Origin of the sequence: Rahnella contaminans, from assembly GCF_011065485.1 — a bacterium.
In the GTDB taxonomy this organism is placed as follows: Bacteria; Pseudomonadota; Gammaproteobacteria; order Enterobacterales; family Enterobacteriaceae; genus Rahnella; species Rahnella contaminans.
In genome coordinates this window covers 172436-189509 of the sequence record NZ_JAADJS010000001.1, presented here as the reverse complement: position 1 = coordinate 189509, position 17074 = coordinate 172436, and the positions used below count along the sequence as shown (strand labels likewise).

21 protein-coding genes are annotated in these 17074 nt (G+C 53.1%); 12 read left to right on the top strand and 9 right to left on the bottom strand.

All coding sequences use genetic code 11. The features are described 5' to 3' along the window. Window positions 1–261: 261 nt before the first annotated feature. Window positions 262–1056, bottom strand: a complete 795-nt coding sequence (locus GW579_RS00895) for an SDR family NAD(P)-dependent oxidoreductase (RefSeq protein WP_165056991.1) — start codon at window positions 1054–1056, stop codon at window positions 262–264. Window positions 1057–1171: 115 nt separating this feature from the next. Here GW579_RS00895 and GW579_RS00890 point away from each other — a divergent pair, with 115 nt between their 5' ends. The 4 genes from GW579_RS00890 to GW579_RS00875 all read left to right on the top strand — a co-directional run bounded on the left by GW579_RS00890 (window position 1172) and on the right by GW579_RS00875 (window position 3453). After that, complete coding sequence (locus GW579_RS00890; protein ID WP_206738741.1) at window positions 1172–2077, top strand: LysR family transcriptional regulator; 906 nt, start codon at window positions 1172–1174, stop codon at window positions 2075–2077. Between the two features lie 178 nt (window positions 2078–2255). Then, window positions 2256–2426 (top strand): ash family protein, encoded by a 171-nt coding sequence (locus GW579_RS23880; RefSeq protein WP_256443880.1) that lies wholly within the window; start codon window positions 2256–2258, stop codon window positions 2424–2426. Window positions 2427–2499: 73 nt separating this feature from the next. Then, window positions 2500–2766 carry a helix-turn-helix domain-containing protein gene (locus tag GW579_RS00880; protein WP_152325807.1) on the top strand — a complete coding sequence of 89 codons (267 nt, stop codon included), beginning with the start codon at window positions 2500–2502 and terminating at the stop codon, window positions 2764–2766. A 288-nt stretch (window positions 2767–3054) separates the two neighbouring features. Beyond that, on the top strand, window positions 3055–3453 hold the full coding sequence (locus tag GW579_RS00875; protein ID WP_235937299.1) for a fibronectin type III-like domain-contianing protein: 399 nt from the start codon (window positions 3055–3057) through the stop codon (window positions 3451–3453). 77 nt (window positions 3454–3530) lie between these two features. Here the strand turns inward: GW579_RS00875 and ruvB are convergent, their stop codons facing one another. The 6 genes from ruvB to aspS form a co-directional block, all read right to left on the bottom strand. Continuing rightward, window positions 3531–4538, bottom strand: coding sequence for a Holliday junction branch migration DNA helicase RuvB (gene ruvB, locus GW579_RS00870; protein WP_015696866.1), 1008 nt, complete (start codon window positions 4536–4538; stop codon window positions 3531–3533). Window positions 4539–4546: 8 nt separating this feature from the next. Next, entirely contained in the window at window positions 4547–5161 is a 615-nt protein-coding gene (gene ruvA / locus GW579_RS00865) for a Holliday junction branch migration protein RuvA (protein WP_152325805.1), read from the bottom strand. An 87-nt stretch (window positions 5162–5248) separates the two neighbouring features. Further along, window positions 5249–5770: a crossover junction endodeoxyribonuclease RuvC gene (gene ruvC / locus GW579_RS00860; RefSeq protein ID WP_015696865.1), complete on the bottom strand. Its 522-nt coding sequence runs from the start codon at window positions 5768–5770 to the stop codon at window positions 5249–5251. A gap of 109 nt (window positions 5771–5879) precedes the next feature. Continuing rightward, window positions 5880–6623 (bottom strand): YebC/PmpR family DNA-binding transcriptional regulator, encoded by a 744-nt coding sequence (locus GW579_RS00855; protein ID WP_152325803.1) that lies wholly within the window; start codon window positions 6621–6623, stop codon window positions 5880–5882. A 25-nt stretch (window positions 6624–6648) separates the two neighbouring features. Next, window positions 6649–7095 (bottom strand): dihydroneopterin triphosphate diphosphatase, encoded by a 447-nt coding sequence (gene nudB / locus GW579_RS00850; protein WP_152325802.1) that lies wholly within the window; start codon window positions 7093–7095, stop codon window positions 6649–6651. Beyond that, window positions 7095–8891: an aspartate--tRNA ligase gene (gene aspS, locus GW579_RS00845; RefSeq protein WP_165056988.1), complete on the bottom strand. Its 1797-nt coding sequence runs from the start codon at window positions 8889–8891 to the stop codon at window positions 7095–7097. The genes nudB and aspS overlap by 1 nt, the downstream gene beginning before the upstream one ends. Before the next feature lie 338 nt (window positions 8892–9229). Between aspS and GW579_RS00840 the strand changes: the two genes are divergently transcribed. The 7 genes from GW579_RS00840 to GW579_RS00810 all read left to right on the top strand — a co-directional run bounded on the left by GW579_RS00840 (window position 9230) and on the right by GW579_RS00810 (window position 14071). Beyond that, complete coding sequence (locus GW579_RS00840; RefSeq protein WP_152325800.1) at window positions 9230–9805, top strand: hydrolase; 576 nt, start codon at window positions 9230–9232, stop codon at window positions 9803–9805. Window positions 9806–9879: 74 nt separating this feature from the next. Then, window positions 9880–10698 carry a DUF72 domain-containing protein gene (locus GW579_RS00835; RefSeq protein ID WP_165056986.1) on the top strand — a complete coding sequence of 273 codons (819 nt, stop codon included), beginning with the start codon at window positions 9880–9882 and terminating at the stop codon, window positions 10696–10698. A 109-nt stretch (window positions 10699–10807) separates the two neighbouring features. Continuing rightward, the gene (locus tag GW579_RS00830) at window positions 10808–11203 is read left to right on the top strand and encodes an MAPEG family protein (protein ID WP_152325798.1); all 396 of its coding nucleotides are present in this window, start codon (window positions 10808–10810) and stop codon (window positions 11201–11203) included. 115 nt (window positions 11204–11318) lie between these two features. Then, window positions 11319–12062, top strand: coding sequence for a carboxy-S-adenosyl-L-methionine synthase CmoA (gene cmoA / locus GW579_RS00825; protein WP_165056984.1), 744 nt, complete (start codon window positions 11319–11321; stop codon window positions 12060–12062). Then, on the top strand, window positions 12059–13030 hold the full coding sequence (gene cmoB / locus GW579_RS00820; RefSeq protein WP_152325796.1) for a tRNA 5-methoxyuridine(34)/uridine 5-oxyacetic acid(34) synthase CmoB: 972 nt from the start codon (window positions 12059–12061) through the stop codon (window positions 13028–13030). Before cmoA ends, cmoB begins: the two co-directional genes overlap by 4 nt. Window positions 13031–13197: 167 nt before the next feature. Continuing rightward, window positions 13198–13401, top strand: a complete 204-nt coding sequence (locus tag GW579_RS00815) for a hypothetical protein (protein ID WP_104922452.1) — start codon at window positions 13198–13200, stop codon at window positions 13399–13401. 427 nt (window positions 13402–13828) lie between these two features. Beyond that, window positions 13829–14071, top strand: coding sequence for a hypothetical protein (locus GW579_RS00810; RefSeq protein WP_152325795.1), 243 nt, complete (start codon window positions 13829–13831; stop codon window positions 14069–14071). Between the two features lie 104 nt (window positions 14072–14175). On the opposite strand, the gene cutC is transcribed toward GW579_RS00810, so the two are convergent. Further along, window positions 14176–14934, bottom strand: coding sequence for a copper homeostasis protein CutC (gene cutC / locus GW579_RS00805; protein WP_165056982.1), 759 nt, complete (start codon window positions 14932–14934; stop codon window positions 14176–14178). A gap of 112 nt (window positions 14935–15046) precedes the next feature. On the opposite strand from cutC, the gene GW579_RS00800 reads away from it, so the two are divergent. Beyond that, the gene (locus GW579_RS00800; RefSeq protein WP_165056980.1) at window positions 15047–16195 is read left to right on the top strand and encodes a MalY/PatB family protein; all 1149 of its coding nucleotides are present in this window, start codon (window positions 15047–15049) and stop codon (window positions 16193–16195) included. On the opposite strand, the gene GW579_RS00795 is transcribed toward GW579_RS00800, so the two are convergent. Beyond that, entirely contained in the window at window positions 16192–16752 is a 561-nt protein-coding gene (locus tag GW579_RS00795) for a VOC family protein (RefSeq protein WP_152325792.1), read from the bottom strand. The two genes, GW579_RS00800 and GW579_RS00795, sit on opposite strands and share 4 nt — an antisense overlap. Window positions 16753–17074 lie beyond the last annotated feature (322 nt).

The window sequence follows — 17074 nt, the reverse complement described above, 5'->3', positions numbered from 1 at the left end:
ACATTGCCGTTGTATTTCAAAGGGGCGGCCAGCCCCTGAATTCAGGCCAAAAAAAAACCTAAACGTCCGGTCTCTTCGCGGCATGCGAAGAAACGAGAAGTTTAGGTTTTGCCTGTCAGACAGTAACAATCCTGCTTTCTGCAACGGATTCTCGGGCGAATCGTTGACAGAAACAAGTCGTAATATCAGCCGTGTGACGAAACTGTGATCGGCTTCAGACTTTGTGCTGAAGGATGCTCGTCCCTGAGCATCTCCGGCAAACTAGCGCAGACCGGCGATGGTGAATCCGCCGTCTACCAGCAGATTTTGCCCGGTGACAAACCGCGCTTCGTCGCTGCACAGCCACGCAACAACGTCGCCCACGTCGTCGGATTCGCCCACGCGCCCTGCCGGTGTCAGCTGAACAAACGGCCTGAGCATCTCTTCATTCGCGCCCATCCGTCGTGCCATCGGCGTATCGATAATGCCTGGATTCACGTTGTTGATACGGATTTTATGCGCGCCGGTTTCCAGCGCAATGGCGCGGATCATGGCATCCAGACCGCCCTTGCTGGCGGAATAAGCCGCAGACCCGAAACTCGCACCGTGCGCCAGCCACGAGGACGTATTCACAATCGCGCCGCCGTGACCTGCGGCCACCATCGCCTCCAGTTCATATTTCACGGACAGCCAGACGCCTTTCAGATTGATGGCGATCACGTGGTCGAATTCGGCTTCCGTCATTTCGCTGACCGGCGCAAAACCTTCGACACCGGCATTATTAAACGCCGCGTCCAGACGCCCGAAATGCGCCAGCGTTTCCGCAATCATATGTTGAACCTGCGCGCTATCTGAAACGTCTGCCGGCACCGCCAGCGCGTCGCCGCCCTGTTCATGGATCAGCGCAACGGTTTGCAAAAGTTCCGCCTCACGACGCCCGGCGACCACCACTTTTGCGCCGTCGCGTGAGAAAGCCAGCGCCGCGGCACGGCCAATTCCGCTGCCTCCGCCAGTGACCAGCGCCACGCGGTTATGCAGACGAAGGGGCTGAATATGAAGATGTGATTGCTGTGACATAGAAACCTCTGAGAAATGTGTTGACCAGAACCTGACTATAAGAGGATTAATTGTTGCGGATAAGCCGTCTTATATCGCATGATTTACTGGTTCATATTCATCAATGAGAAAAGAAATGCGGACTAACGAACTGGGTGAACTGACCGCCTTTGTCGCCGTGGCAGAAGAAAAAAGCTTCCGTAAGGCGGCGGCGCGGCTGAATTTAACCCCATCCACCCTCAGCCATTCTTTACGTGCGCTGGAAGAACGGCTGGGCGTACGGTTACTGAACCGCACCACGCGTACCGTTTCGCCGACCGAAGCGGGGATTGCGCTGCTGGCCGAAATTGCGCCTGCGTTTGCGGCGATTGCCGGTGCAGTTGAGAAAGTGAATACCTTCAGGGAAACTCCGCAAGGCACGGTGCGCATCAATACGCCGCGCATTGCGGCAGATCTCGTTTTTATGCCGCAGCTGAAGCAATTTAATCTGGATTTCCCGGACATCCGGCTGGAACTGGCCACCAACGACGGTTTCGTGGATATCGTTACTGAAGGATTTGATGCCGGAGTGCGTATCCGCGGCGACGTTCAGCAGGATATGAGTGCGGTTCGCCTGACGTCCGATTTTCATTCGGCGGTTTACGGCTCGCCTGAATATTTCGCGCGGCATGCGAAACCGCTCTCACCCCCCGATTTGCAACATCACGCCTGCATCGGGCGACGGGAAATTACCGGCGGTGCGTTGTATCGATGGGAATTTGAAAAAGAAGGTAAACAAATTGCGGTGCCGGTCCGCGGCCCGCTGATTGTCGACAGCGTAACGATGATGACTCGCCTCGCTCTCGACGGGATCGGGTTGGTCTACACAGCCCGCAGCCCGGAACATGACGCGCTGGTCGCACAGGGTTTGCTTATCCGCGTGCTCGAAGACTGGTCGGTCACATTTCCCGGTTTCTTTCTCTATTATCCCGGTCACCGCCAGCTTTCTGCGGCGTTAAAAGCCGTGATCAGCAGCTTTCGTTTACCGCTGCGGGATCACTAATTCGCTCATTTAACGTCAAGAATTTAAAGGCACTCCTAATGCGGTGTTGGTACACGTAAGCCGTTACGTTATAATTCCCCCGTTACGGCAAAATCCGTAACCAGGATTCTCAACCTGAATGTTTACTGGCGACATGGAGTGCATAAGTGCATTTCACGTTTGAGTCTGCGCATGCCTATTGCCTGTACAAACAACAAGCAATATCTCAATGGTGGCTCAGGCGGGGCTGACTACGGTCAGGCCGGTATCCAGTAGAACCGGTGTTGAGAACCCCGTCAGGGCTACCACCAGTGAGATTCTCAACTCCGGTGGTCGCTGTAACATTAAACTACTGGACAATGAACCATGAACGACAAGCCAAGGCAGGCATTACTTCCTCCCCCACTGTTGGTTTATGCTCCCGTTTGTTACGGAGAGAGCATATGAAGAACACCCGTGAAGACTGGCATCCCGCCGATATTATCGCTGCAATTCGCAAAAAAGGCTCAACGCTGACGGCACTCTCGCGTGATTCCGGACTGGGCGCATCAACCCTGTCCAATACGCTGTCGCGACGCTGGCCCAAAGGTGAGTTGATTATTGCGGCAATGATCGGCGTTCCGGCGTGGGAAATCTGGCCAAGCCGTTATTACAATGCCAACGGGGAGTTGGTTGTTCCTAAATTGCGGAACCCTAAAGCGGAGAGTTAATCCGTAACAGCGGTGGGAGCCTGGCTTTCACCGCATTTTGAAGAGTCTCAGACCGGCGAATTTTTAAATATTCATGCCGTTACCGCAAAGGTTTCCATCCATTCGCAAGAGACCGCATACCGTTCGCTGCGGGCTTTTGCCGGCCAGGCCTCATTCTGTTTGATCCCGTTCACAAATAAAAAACAAAATCAAAAAACGTAAATTGGCGGGACGCCGATTGCATTCCATTTCGGCGCGAAATACCCGTTTGGTTACGGGCTGAGCGGCACCACGTTCCGGTATCACGATTTGCAGCTAAATCAGCAGCCAGTCGTCATCGAAAACGGCGAATTTTCCGTACAGATTCAGATAACCAATACCGGTTCGCGAGCAGGCAGCGAAGTGGTTCAGGTTTATCTGCGCGACTGCGTGGCTTCTCTGGTGCGGCCGGTGCACGAACTGAAAGCATTCCAGCGCGTTGAACTGAACGTCGGAGAAACCGCCACGCTGAATTTCAGTATTCCAACCGACATGCTGAATTTCACCAACGCCGCGCACAAACGCATCGTTGAGCCGGGCTTTATTGACGTTCAGGTCGGGGCTTCCAGCGCTGATATTCGCGGTAACGGTAAGGTGATACTGGCCGGAAAAGTGCGTGAATTGCCACGTAACTGGCGGATGGTCAGCCGGTGTGAGGTGAATCAGTAAAGGCTACTCGCAGATCACAAAATCAGAAAGCAAAACGGACGCTTCAGCGTCCGTTTTTACAGGGTTCAGATAGGCTGTTATTCAGTTTCCCGCGTAATGCCGAAATGCTTATACGCGTGGTTGGTTGCCATACGTCCGCGCGGCGTTCGCTGGATAAAGCCCTGTTGGATCAGGAACGGTTCGATCACGTCTTCAATCGTTTCACGTTCTTCGCCAATTGCGGCAGCTAAGTTATCCAGCCCTACCGGCCCGCCGGTGAATTTATCGATAATCGCCAGAAGCAGTTTGCGGTCCATATAATCGAAACCTTCCGCATCAACGTCCAGCATGTCCAGCGCGCCATTTGCTACATCACCGTTGATCGTACCGTCGCCTTTCACTTCGGCAAAATCACGCACGCGGCGCAGCAGGCGGTTGGCAATACGCGGCGTGCCACGCGAGCGGCGGGCAATCTGATGCGCCCCTTCTTCCGACAATTCCAGCCCGAGGCAGGACGCACTGCGCCCGACGATATGCTGCAAATCGGCGACCTGATAAAATTCCAGACGCTGCACAATACCGAAACGGTCACGCAGCGGAGACGTCAGGGAACCGGCGCGCGTCGTGGCACCAATCAGGGTGAACGGGGGTAAATCAAGCTTGATGGAACGCGCCGCCGGGCCTTCGCCAATCATGATATCCAGCTGATAATCTTCCATCGCCGGATACAGAATTTCTTCGACAACCGGCGAGAGGCGGTGGATTTCATCGATAAACAGTACGTCGTGAGGTTCGAGATTGGTCAGCATCGCGGCCAGATCACCGGCTTTTTCCAGCACCGGCCCGGAAGTCGTGCGCAGATTCACGCCCATTTCGTTGGCAACAATGTTCGCCAGCGTGGTTTTACCCAGCCCCGGCGGCCCGAAAATCAGCAGGTGATCGAGTGCATCTTTGCGTTGCTTTGCCGCCTGAATAAAGATTTCCATCTGCGAGCGCACGTGGGGCTGCCCGACATATTCGTTAAGCAGCTTCGGGCGGATCGCACGGTCAATGACCTCTTCTTCACTAAATACTTCAGAAGAAATCAGGCGGTCAGCTTCAATCATCGTTTACCTCACAGCGCCGCGCGCAGCGCTTCTCTAATCAACGTTTCGGATTCTGCACCCGGTTTCGCCACTTTACTGATCATGCGGCTGGCTTCCGGCGGTTTGTATCCGAGGGATATCAGGGCGGCTACTGCTTCACCTTCGGCATCAGATTCTTTCGCTTTCGACGCCGATGCAGGTAGCGTGATATCAGTATGATTGTTAAATAGATCACCGTTTAATCCTTTAAACCGATCTTTCATTTCGACGACCAGGCGTTCTGCGGTTTTCTTACCGACGCCAGGTAACTTAATTAAGGCAGTGATTTCTTCCTTTTCCACTGCGCTGACGAACTGCTGTGCCGACATACCTGACAGGATTGCCAGCGCCAGCTTTGGCCCAACGCCGTTCACTTTGATCAGTTCCCGGAACAGCGCGCGCTCTTGTTTATCATTGAACCCGTAAAGCAGTTGGGCATCTTCGCGAACAATAAATTGCGTGAAGAGGATGGCTTCCTGACCCAGTTCGGGCAATTCGTAAAAACAGGTCATCGGCATATGCACTTCATAGCCCACGCCGTTGGTTTCCAGCAGCACCAGAGGTGGCTGTTTTTCCAGAATAATGCCTCGAAGTCTGCCTATCACGTTCGTTTTCCTTATCAGGTCAAAAGCAGCAGTGTTTATATCATAAAAAAGGCTGGATGAATATCCAGCCTAATGGACTTGCGGCGTCTATCGCATACGTCCGCGCGCCATCTGCAATTTATCAGAACTCAGCCGGATCGCATTCTGGCTCATGTGACAATGCGTAATCGCAATCGCCAGTGCATCGGCGGCATCGGCCTGCGGATTGGCGGGCAGTTTCAGGATGGAACGCACCATGTGCTGCACCTGCGATTTTTCGGCAGCACCTGTGCCGACAACCGTTTGTTTCACCTGCCGCGCGGCGTATTCGAACACCGGCAAATCCTGATTCACTGCGGCTACAATCGCTGCGCCACGCGCCTGCCCGAGCTTTAACGCGGAGTCAGCATTCTTCGCCATGAATACGGATTCGATGGCAAAAAAGTCAGGCTGGAACTGCGTAATAATTTCCGATACGCCGGCGTAAATTAATTTCAAACGCCCCGGCATATCGTCAACGACGGTACGGATGCAGCCGCTGCCCAGATAACTCAGCTGACGCCCTGTCTGGCGGATAATGCCATAGCCGGTGATGCGTGAACCGGGGTCGATCCCCAGAATAATAGCCATAGCAGCTCAACGCCTTGTGTTGTCGTTTTTTTGCGAAAGTTGGAGACAGTATAAACTGCTGAGGGATTTGAGAATAGCCAGCCGGTGGAGACCACCGGCTGCGGTGAGATTACAGAGTTTCTGCGATCTCGTCGGAGATTTCACCGTTGTGGTAAACCTCTTGTACGTCGTCACAATCTTCCAGCATGTCGATCAGGCGCAACAGTTTTGGTGCAGTTTCTGCATCCATGTCGGCTTTGGTCGATGGGATCATGGTGACTTCTGCGGAATCTGCTTTGAAACCGGCAGCTTCCAGTGCGTCTTTCACTTCGCCCAGATTTTCCCAGGCTGTGAACACATCGATGGCGCCATCGTCGTAAGACTGGATATCTTCTGCACCCGCTTCCAGTGCGGCTTCCATCAGCACATCTTCATCCAGACCTGGTGCGAAAGAAATCACACCTTTCTTGGAGAACAGGTACGCAACGGAACCGTCAGTGCCCAAATTACCGCCGGTTTTGGTGAAGGCATGACGCACTTCAGCCACGGTACGGTTGCGGTTGTCACTCAGACATTCGACCATGATTGCAGAACCACCCGGGCCGTAACCTTCATAAATGATGGTTTCCATGTTGGTGTCTTCGTCACCACCGACGCCACGCGCAATGGCACGGTTCAGGGTATCGCGGGTCATGTTGTTGGACAGTGCTTTATCAATTGCAGCACGCAGACGTGGGTTTGAACCCGCATCGCCGCCGCCCAGACGTGCAGCGGTAACCAGCTCACGAATGATTTTGGTGAAGATTTTGCCACGTTTAGAATCTTGCGCCGCTTTGCGGTGCTTGGTGTTGGCCCACTTACTGTGACCTGCCATAAATATCTCCAAAAAGTCTAAAGTCTTAACAGACCGAATAGTTTACAAATTCTTCAATCGCCTGCTGGTTGCTCGGGGAGACGGTCAGCGCTGCCGCTTCCGCTTTTCCCAGCCACCGGAACGCATGATGTTCGGTAAGAACCACATCACGCTCGTCGGGTAACGCCAGACAGAACCAATGTTCTTTATTACGGGTTACGCCGGGAGCATAGCGATGGCGCAAATGCGCAAATATTTCAAAGTCCTCGCAACGGTCACAATCCTGAAGAGGCAGGTTTTCACCTGCGATGTCGATTCCGACCTCTTCCATCACTTCACGCTGCGCGGTTTGATTCGGGGATTCCCCGCCTTCCAGGCTACCGGTCACCGACTGCCAGAAATTCGGGTCATCCTTTCGTTGGAGCATCAGCACCCTGCCGGTGTTTCTGGCGTAGATGACGCACAGTATCGACTCAGGACGCTTATAGCTCATTAGTTATTCTCAGTATTTGTGTCTGGCGTCACTTCTTTTTTCGCAACAACCGCAATACCGAGTTCCAGTAAAGAGGCCGGATTCGCGAAGCTTGGTGCTTCGGTCATCAGACAGGCCGCTGCCGTGGTTTTCGGGAAAGCGATAACGTCACGGATGTTATCCGTACCGGTCAGAAGCATAACCAGACGATCCAGACCAAATGCAAGACCGGCATGTGGCGGTGTACCGTATTTCAGGGCGTCGAGCAGGAAGCCGAATTTCTCGCGCTGTTCATGTTCGTTAATGCCCAGAATGCTGAACACGGTCTGCTGCATTTCGCTGCGGTGAATACGCACAGAGCCGCCACCCACTTCGTAGCCGTTGATGACCATGTCGTAGGCATTCGCGATAGCGGAAACCGGGTTTGCCGCCAGTTCCTGCGCCGTCATCTCTTTCGGTGCTGTGAACGGGTGGTGCATGGCGCTCAGGCCGCCTTCGTCGGTGTCTTCAAACATCGGGAAGTCGATAACCCACAGCGGAGCCCACATGTCTTCGTTGGTGATTTTCAGATCGCGACCTACTTTCAGACGCAGTGCACCGATTGCGTCGGTCACAATCTTCGCGCTAGCTGCGCCGAAGAAGATCATGTCACCGTCTTGCGCGCCAGTACGTTCGATCAGGGCGGACAGCAGTTCTTCATTCAGGAATTTGGCAACCGGGCTCTGAATACCTTCCACACCTTTCGCCACTTCGTTGACTTTGATGTAAGCCAGGCCTTTCGCGCCGTAGATTTCGATGAATTTCGCGTACTCATCAATTTGCTTACGGCTCAGGGATGCACCGCCCGGAACGCGTAATGCTGCTACACGGCCTTTCGGATCGTTAGCCGGATCAGCGAACACTTTGAACTCGATGTTTTTCATCAGGTCAGCAACATCAACCATTTCCATCGGGTTACGCAGGTCCGGTTTGTCTGAACCGAAACGACGCATGGCTTCTGCAAAGGTCATGACCGGGAAATCGCCCAGATCCACGCCTTTGATTTCCTGCCACAGTTCGCGGGCCAGTTTCTCCATCACTTCGCGCACTTGCTCAGCGCTCATGAAAGAGGTTTCCACGTCGATCTGGGTGAATTCCGGCTGACGGTCAGCACGTAAATCTTCGTCACGGAAGCATTTAACAATCTGATAATAGCGATCAAAACCGGACATCATCAGCAGCTGTTTGAACAGCTGAGGAGACTGCGGCAAAGCGTAGAATTTGCCTTTATGCACACGGCTTGGCACCAGATAGTCACGCGCGCCTTCCGGTGTGGCTTTGGTCAGCATCGGGGTTTCAATGTCGAGGAAGTCATGGCTGTCCATGAAACGACGCACGAAACTGGTAATTTTTGCACGCGCTTTCAGGCGGTTAGCCATCTCGGGGCGACGCAGATCCAGATAGCGATATTTCAGACGCGCTTCTTCGGTGTTGACGTGGTTGGAGTCCAGCGGCAGCGCTTCTGAACGGTTGATGATGTTCAGCTGGTTAGCGAACACTTCCACTTCACCGGTCGCCATGTCTTTGTTGAACTGGCTTTCAGGACGCGCACGGACGGTACCGGTTAACTGAATGCAAAACTCGTTACGCAGTTCAGAAGCCAGTTTGTAGGCTTCGGCCTGATCCGGGTCGAAGAAGACCTGAACGATACCTTCGCGGTCACGCATATCGATGAAAATCAAACCACCCAAATCGCGGCGACGGTTAACCCAGCCACACAATGTCACTTCCTGGCCCACATTGGACGCATTCAGCTTTCCACAATATACAGTACGCATAACGGTATCCTTTTGATCCCACTACCCGGCCTCATGGCGCACAGGTACAGAAACGGTTATTCACTCTGGTCGCCCGCCGCAAAACTGTGCAGCGCGCGGAATGGGTTTTATTCGGGTCGAAAAAAGGCGGCTATTATAAAGGAATTTCCGCCGCAGGATAAGTGCGAACGCATCAAGGCTGGCGCGGAAATTCACACATGTTGCTTGCTACACATAATTTAACAAAATTATCCCCATTTTGACCCACGCGTTAGCATAGACTCCGGCTATCCCCTTTGTACACGCAGTTCATTATTCCTGCCTCTATTTACCCCTTTTGATAACCGGGAGCTAACACCATGAAACTCGACCCTAAAACCACTGCATTAGTGCTGATCGATTTACAGAAAGGCATTCTGCCGTTTGCCGGCGGCCCGCATACCGCGCAGCAGGTTCTGGATAACGCCACTGAACTGGCAAACCGTTTCCGTAAACTGGGCTCTCCGGTGGTAATGGTGCGCGTGGGCTGGTCCGACTCTTTTGACGAAGCGCTGAAACAGCCGGTCGATGTCCCTGCGGCCGCGCCGGAAGGCGGCCTGCCAGCGAGCTGGTGGGAATTCCCGGAGCAACTGGGCGTCACCGACAAAGACTTGCTGGTGGTTAAACGCCAGTGGGGTGCGTTCTACGGTACAGATCTGGATTTACAACTGCGCCGCCGTGGCATTAAAAGCATTGTGCTGGCCGGCATTTCCACCAACATCGGTGTGGAATCCACAGCCCGTAACGCCTGGGAACACGGCTATGAGCTGGTGATCGCCGAAGATGCCTGCAGCGCGCACAACAACGACCATCATCAGTCCAGCGTGCAGTTTATCTTCCCGCGCATCAGCCGCGTACGTTCAACCGCCGAAGTGCTTGCCGCACTGCCACAGTAACGTTACCCTGCCGGATATCCCTGACGCCGCCTGCCGGGCGGCGTTTTTTATGGAAAAAACAGAGGAAGCGCGGCATGTATATTGGTTTACCGCAATGGCACCACAACGCCTGGGCCCGTATCGGGCTTCGCGATCTGGCTGATTACGCCCGGTATTTCAATTGTGTCGAAGGCAACACCACATTTTATGCGTTGCCGAAACAGGACGTAGTGATGCGCTGGCGCGATATGACGCCTGAATCCTTCCGTTTCTGTTTTAAATTCCCGTCATCCATCAGCCATAAAGCGGCACTGGCGAACTGTCAGGAAGATGTCGATACGTTTTACCGCACGCTGGAGCCGCTTGGTGAACGCATCGGGCAGCTCTGGTTACAGCTTCCGCCCACTTTTGCACCCGCGCATCTTGAGCGTTTATGGCAATTTCTTGATGCCCTGCCCGCCGGTTTTGATTACGGCGTTGAAGTACGCCATTCTGATTTCTTCGCCAAAGGCGATGCCGAGCGTGCGCTGAATCAGGGGTTACATCAGCGTGGGATCAACCGCACCATTCTCGACAGCCGTCCGGTTCACAGCTCGAAATCTCAGACTGAAGCGGTGCTTGACGCCAAACGAAAAAAACCTGTTCTGCCGCTGCATGCCGTTGTAACCGCGACGCGCCCAATCGTGCGTTTCATCGGCGGTGATATTCTTGACGATAACAGGCCGCTGTTCGCACAGTGGGCAGACAAACTTGCGGCGTGGGAAACCCAGGGGCTTTCTCCTTATCTGTTTATCCACACGCCGGATTGCACCGACGCACCGCAACAGGCGCGCAGTCTCTGGCCCTTGCTGCGGGCTAAAATTCCGACCGTTCAGCCTGAACCTGACTGGCCGGAACAGGACGCACTGTTCTAAATTATTCGTGAATGTCTGACGACAGTTTTGCGTCTTGCCGCTATCATAATGGCGCAGTGAAGCGGGTCATTGCCCCACCGGATCACAGGGAATAACCAAGGAAGTCATCATGATTAGCGCGTTATATGTCGTGCTTGCCGCCATACTTTTGATCAAACTCTCTTTCGATGTCGTACGCCTGAGAATGCAGTACCGCATTGCCACCGGCGACGGCGGCTCCTACGAATTGCAAACCGCCATCCGCGTTCACGGCAACGCCGTCGAATACCTGCCAATCGGCTGTTTATTGCTGCTGTTTATGGAAATGAACGGTGCCGGCGTCTGGATGATTCATGCCTGCGGATTACTGCTGATTACCGGCCGGCTGTTCCATTATTACGGCTTAAAACACCGCGAATTCGCCTGGCGCCGCAGCGGCATGGCCGCCACTTATATCTCGCTGGTGTTAATGGTTATCGCGAATATCATCTATTTGCCGTGGTCCCAGTTTCTGGCATTCGATTAGCTTTTCCGCCGTTTTTTACGGGCAGCGCCGCGCACAGGTATCTGCCCGCCTCAGTATCTGCTAAAATTCGCCCTCAAAATTCTGTCCCTTCAATTTTTTGGTTCGACTCACCATTATGGCAAAGCACGATACGCTGTTTTCTGCACCGATAGATAAGCTGGGCGACTGGACGTTCGATGAACGCGTTGCTGAAGTTTTCCCCGATATGATCCAACGTTCTGTACCGGGTTATTCCAACATTATTTCGATGATTGGCATGCTCGCCGAGCGCTTTGTTAAGCCCGACACGAATGTCTATGATCTGGGATGCTCGCTTGGTGCGGCTACGCTGTCGATGCGCCGCAATATCAAGGTTTCGGGTTGCGAAATCATTGCGGTCGACAATTCCCCCGCCATGGTGGAACGCTGCCGACGCCACATCGACGCCTTCCGCGCCGATACGCCGGTTAACGTTATTGAAGCCGATATTCTGGATATCGAACTCAAAAATGCCTCGATGGTTGTGCTCAATTTCACCCTGCAATTTCTTGAACCGGACGATCGTCAGCGCCTGCTGAATCAGGTCTATCAGGGAATGCGCCCGGGAGCAGCGCTGGTGCTTTCAGAGAAATTCAGTTTCGCGGACAAAGACATCGGCGAACTGCTCTTCAATATGCATCATGACTTCAAACGTGCGAACGGCTACAGCGAACTGGAAATCAGCCAGAAACGCAGCATGCTGGAAAACGTGATGCTGACCGATTCTGTTGAAACCCACAAAGCGCGCCTGCATCAGGCTGGTTTCCAGCACACTGAACTCTGGTTCCAGTGCTTTAACTTTGGCTCGCTGATTGCCGTGAAAGCCGGGGAAGCAGAATGATTGATTTTGGTGATTTTTACCGCGTGATTGCCAAAGGCCCGCTGAGCCCGTGGCTCAATACGCTGCCTTCGCAACTGACCGCCTGGCAGAAAGAGTCGCTGCACGGTAAGTTCAAGCTGTGGTTTAACTCAGTTGACCGCCTGCCGCTGTTACAGCCTGAACGTCTGGATTTGCTGCACAGCGTTTCCGCCAATATGGAAACCCCGCTGCCCGCCGGTCAGCGCGAAGGAATTGAAAATCTGCTGCGTAATATGATGCCATGGCGCAAAGGGCCTTTTTCGCTGTATGACGTTGAAATCAATACCGAATGGCGTTCAGACTGGAAATGGGATCGCGTACTTCCGCACATCTCTTCTCTGGCAGGCCGTACAATTTTAGACGTCGGCTGCGGCAGCGGCTATCACATGTGGCGCATGATTGGCGCGGGCGCGCATCTGGCCGTCGGTATCGATCCGATGCAGCTTTTCCTCTGCCAGTTTGAAGCCGTACGTAAATTGCTGGGCGGCGATCAGCGTGCACATTTACTGCCGCTGGGCATCGAGCAGTTGCCTGAGCTGAACGCATTTGACACTGTTTTCTCGATGGGCGTGCTTTATCACCGACGTTCACCGCTGGATCATCTTTATCAGCTGAAAAATCAGCTGGTCAGTGGCGGTGAACTGGTGCTGGAAACGCTGGTTGTCGAAGGCGACAGTCAGCAGATTCTGGTGCCAGGCGACCGTTACGCGCAGATGGGAAATATCTATTTCATTCCGTCTGCCGAAGCGCTGAAAGACTGGCTGGTTAAATGCGGATTTTTAGATGTGCGTATCGCGGATGTCAGCGTCACTACGGTTGAGGAACAGCGCCGTACCGACTGGATGACCAGCGAATCACTGGCCGAATTCCTAGACCCGAACGATCCGACGAAAACTATTGAAGGTTATCCGGCACCGCGCCGCGCGTTGCTTATCGCCCGCAAACCTTAAACCCTGTTTTCTCCGCCAGGCACACTGTCTGGCGGAAACCTTCTCCGCATTTATCTCCGGCTTTCTGCCCCCTCGCGCTGTACATCCGGGATTAAAAAGGTCTAACCTTTCGAAATGGCTATCTGTTTGTTCTGACAGAGATCGTGGTTAACGTTCTGGGAGGATGTATGAAATTCCCTAAAGGCAGTATCGTTCAACACAGATCCGGCGATATCAAAGGCACCGTGATGAATACGTTTGAATCTGATAAGGAAATCGTCTCATATTACGTTTCCTGGGAAGATGGCAGCAGCAGTCTGCATCAGGAAAACGAATTGCACTGGGCCAATATCGATGTCGCAATCAAAATTAAAAACTTCTACGAAAAGTAGCCAGCACACTTCTGACTGACATAAATCTTCCGAATTTATCCACCTTTTGCGGCCTTAAGATCAGGGCTGACGGCATCTGTGCGCCAGGCCTTTGTAAAGCTTCCTGTTTTCATACTTTATCGTTGGATTGATTCATAGTGTTTCGTGTATAAATTCGGCCAAAGTTATTCATCAGAACGCGAACCTGTCGCGGAGATAAGTATGCGCCGGCGAATCCGATTCCTTTTTGATCGTGCAGTGATTGTTTTAGGCCTCTTTGTGATGTGTCTGGTGGTTAAAGCCGGCATGTTTGGCGTGGCTTACCTCACCTGGGGCTGACACTTTTCAGATTAAATGACAACATTTGTCCAATTTTCGATCTGACACCCTTTCCAAATGTAATGGAAATGCTAGTCTCCTATAACCATTCAAACCACAAGGTTATAAAGTGTCCGACTCACACGAAAACCCGGATGTTCTCCTGCGCACCGCTCAGGCACTGGAGGCTGCAATAGCATTCAGCATCGCTTCAATTTCGGTAAATCTTCCCGATGTAAAAACGGAAGTTGTTGAGTCTTTACGCCGTAATACGGCGAACAGCGATAAACAGGATCCCACAAAAGACGCCATCGAACATCTGGTGACGCTGATTGAAACCGCAGCAGGCTCTTCCGAAAAACACCGCGTCTAGCAGAGATATTAAGTATAAAAAAAGCCCCGCCAAAATGACGGGGCCTGGTACTTGCGCAGGGCGACGCAATAAGGGTCGTTTGACCCGGTTAAATTTTGAGATTATTACGCCGTGCGGGATATTTGATCGTCAAACTGCAATGTACTTTTCATTGCGGCAACAATATCACCGTCCACGCAATAACGACTGAATTCATCAAAATCGGTGTCGGAACTCATGGTGACACCGGCTTTGCGGTAGCGCATAGAGGAAGGCACCTGACGCCCTGCCGAGCTGTGTAATTCGGTCAGCCCGATATCCACAAACTTTTGCAGATTCGTCAGACGCACACCTGCGCCAGCCATAATAATAGGACCACGCGTGAGCTGATTCAGTTCCCGAAGCATCGGCAAACCGACTTCCGCATTTTGCTGCTGTCCCGAAGTCAGAATGCGCGCCACACCTAGCTGAGTCAACTGCTCAAGCGCAATCTTCGGGTTCAGGCACATGTCGAAAGCGCGGTGAAATGTCACAGCCATATCGCCGCATAACGCCATGACTTCCCACATTCTTGGCATATCAATATGCCCTTCATCGTCGAGCATGCCGACCACAAGACCTGGAAAACCGAGATCGCGGATCATCGCGATGTCGCTTTTCAAAACATCAAATTCGCTTTGGCTATAGCAAAAGTCACCACCCCTCGGACGTACAATCGGATGTACAGGGATCGTCACTTTTTCCCTCGCCAGTTTGAGGGTGCCGTAACTCGGCGTAATACCGCCGTCGGCCTGACTCGCGCACAATTCGACGCGATCGGCTCCGGCTTGTTCTGCTGTTAACGCACAATCCACGCTGTAACAACACACTTCTAATTTAGTCATGTGACCTCTCCTGATTACGGCATTATGCTACAACACTTGTGTGTAACCGGCCATGTCGCGTAGGCTCTGACATGAGCATTCCCGCCCAACTGCCTGCTTAGGAAAGCTAACTATGGCACTCAATTTTGATTTGTGGGTAGACCGCAGTCACAGTGATAGCGTTAAGTGGAATAAATATCATCAGCAGGATGTGATTCCGCTTTGGGTCGCCGATACCGACTTCACGTCTCCGCCTCAGGTAATTAAAGAACTGCAACAACGCGTGGCCGAAGGTGTCTTTGGTTACGGTATTACTCCGCCGGAACTGATTGATATTGTGGTTAAACGGCTTGCAGACCTTTATGACTGGGCGATTCAGCCGGAATGGATTGTCTGGCTTCCGGGTCTGGTCTGCGGGCTGAACGTGGCCGTGCGCGCCAACGTGGCGCCGCACGAAAGCAGCCTGATGCCGATGCCCATTTATCCGCCTTTTATGCAGGCCGCACAATCCGAAGGCCGGGCATTTAAATCCATTCCGGTCACCCAACAGCAACAACGCTGGGTGGCCGATTTTGCCGCCGCTGAAAGCCAGCTTGATGGCAGTGAAAAGCTGCTGATGCTCTGCAACCCTTACAATCCGGGCGGCACGGTATATCGTCGCGATGAATTGCTGCAACAACATGAATTCGCCAGACGCCACAATCTGGTGGTGTGTTCCGATGAAATCCACTGCGACCTGATTCTGGAGCCGGATCTGAAGCACGTCCCCTTTGCCTCACTCAATGCGGATGCAGAACAACGTTCGATTACGCTGATGGCACCGTCGAAAACCTTCAATCTGGCCGGACTGGGTGCCTCGATGGCGATCATCCCAAACCCCGAACTGCGCCGGAAATTTTTTGACACCAGCAAAGGTATCGTGCCGCACGTCAATATTCTGGCGTATGTTGCGGCGACTGCGGCCTACCGTGATGGCGAAGCGTGGCTTAACGCACAGCTCGATTATTTGCGTGAAAACCGGGATCTTGTGGCGACGCGTATTAACGCCATGCCAGGTTTACGCATGCTGGTACCCGAAGGCACCTATCTTGGCTGGATTGATGCCAGCGCATTGCCGGTGGACGACCCGTACCGTTTCTTTGTCGAAGCGGGCGTGGGCTTCTCCGGCGGAGCCGAATTTGGCGCGCCGAAGTGCGTGCGCATCAATTTCGGCTGTCAGCGCGCCCTTCTCGGGAAAGCACTCGACCGGATGGAAGCCGCACTCGATAAGCTCCGGCGTTAACCTGCTTCTCTTTCGCTGGCGACAATTTCACGCAGGCTGTGCGGATGGAATTTAATCGTTACTGAACCGTCAGTGACCGCCAGCGTAGGGTTAGGCAAACGCTCATTGTCCCCTTTGGGCGCACTCTGCTTCAGTTTTATACCGGGCGTCATCAGCGCTTCATCGGCAATCAGTGCCAGCGCCCGCGTATACAACTCTTCTTCTGCGCCCGGCAGCACAATCTCAATATGCTCCCACCCCTCGTGCGGATATCGCTTATCACCCGGATAAGGCAATTCCACCAGATCAATGCTCAGCGGCCCGACCGTGAGCGGCTCATCGAGCGTAAACAGGCAAATAGGCCGCCCGTTAATCAGGGTTTCATTGAGCAGGCTGCCGCATTTTCCCAGCCCGGATTTCCAGCGATCGGCTGTCGTGTTCTGATGGCAGCGCACAGAAATATGATCGGCATGAAATTCACCCAGATTGATCTGCAATTTTGCAGCGAATGCCATTAATACGTCGGAAAATCGCGACATATCGTCAACTAAATCCTGTAACTCTGGCACATGTTTCATGGCGGGCATCCTATCTCTTTTCAGTTTGCAGATCTTTAGGGTCGGGTAATTTACACAGCCTTTCATCCGGTTGCCAGAGACATGCCGCAGAATCACGCTTTCATACCGTTCAGACGTGCGGCGATACTGACGCCGCAGGGCTAATATGATATAAACACGCATCATTTTCGGTTAATCCGTTAAAAACGTATAACCAGTAAACAACTACATTCTTCCCCTAAATCATTCGGGTTGCATCAAGGCAGCAACTGACCCAATCCTGGGAGCATACATCAGTATGTGACCAAGGTTCGCAAAGGCAGCCGACACAAAGGCGGCGCGA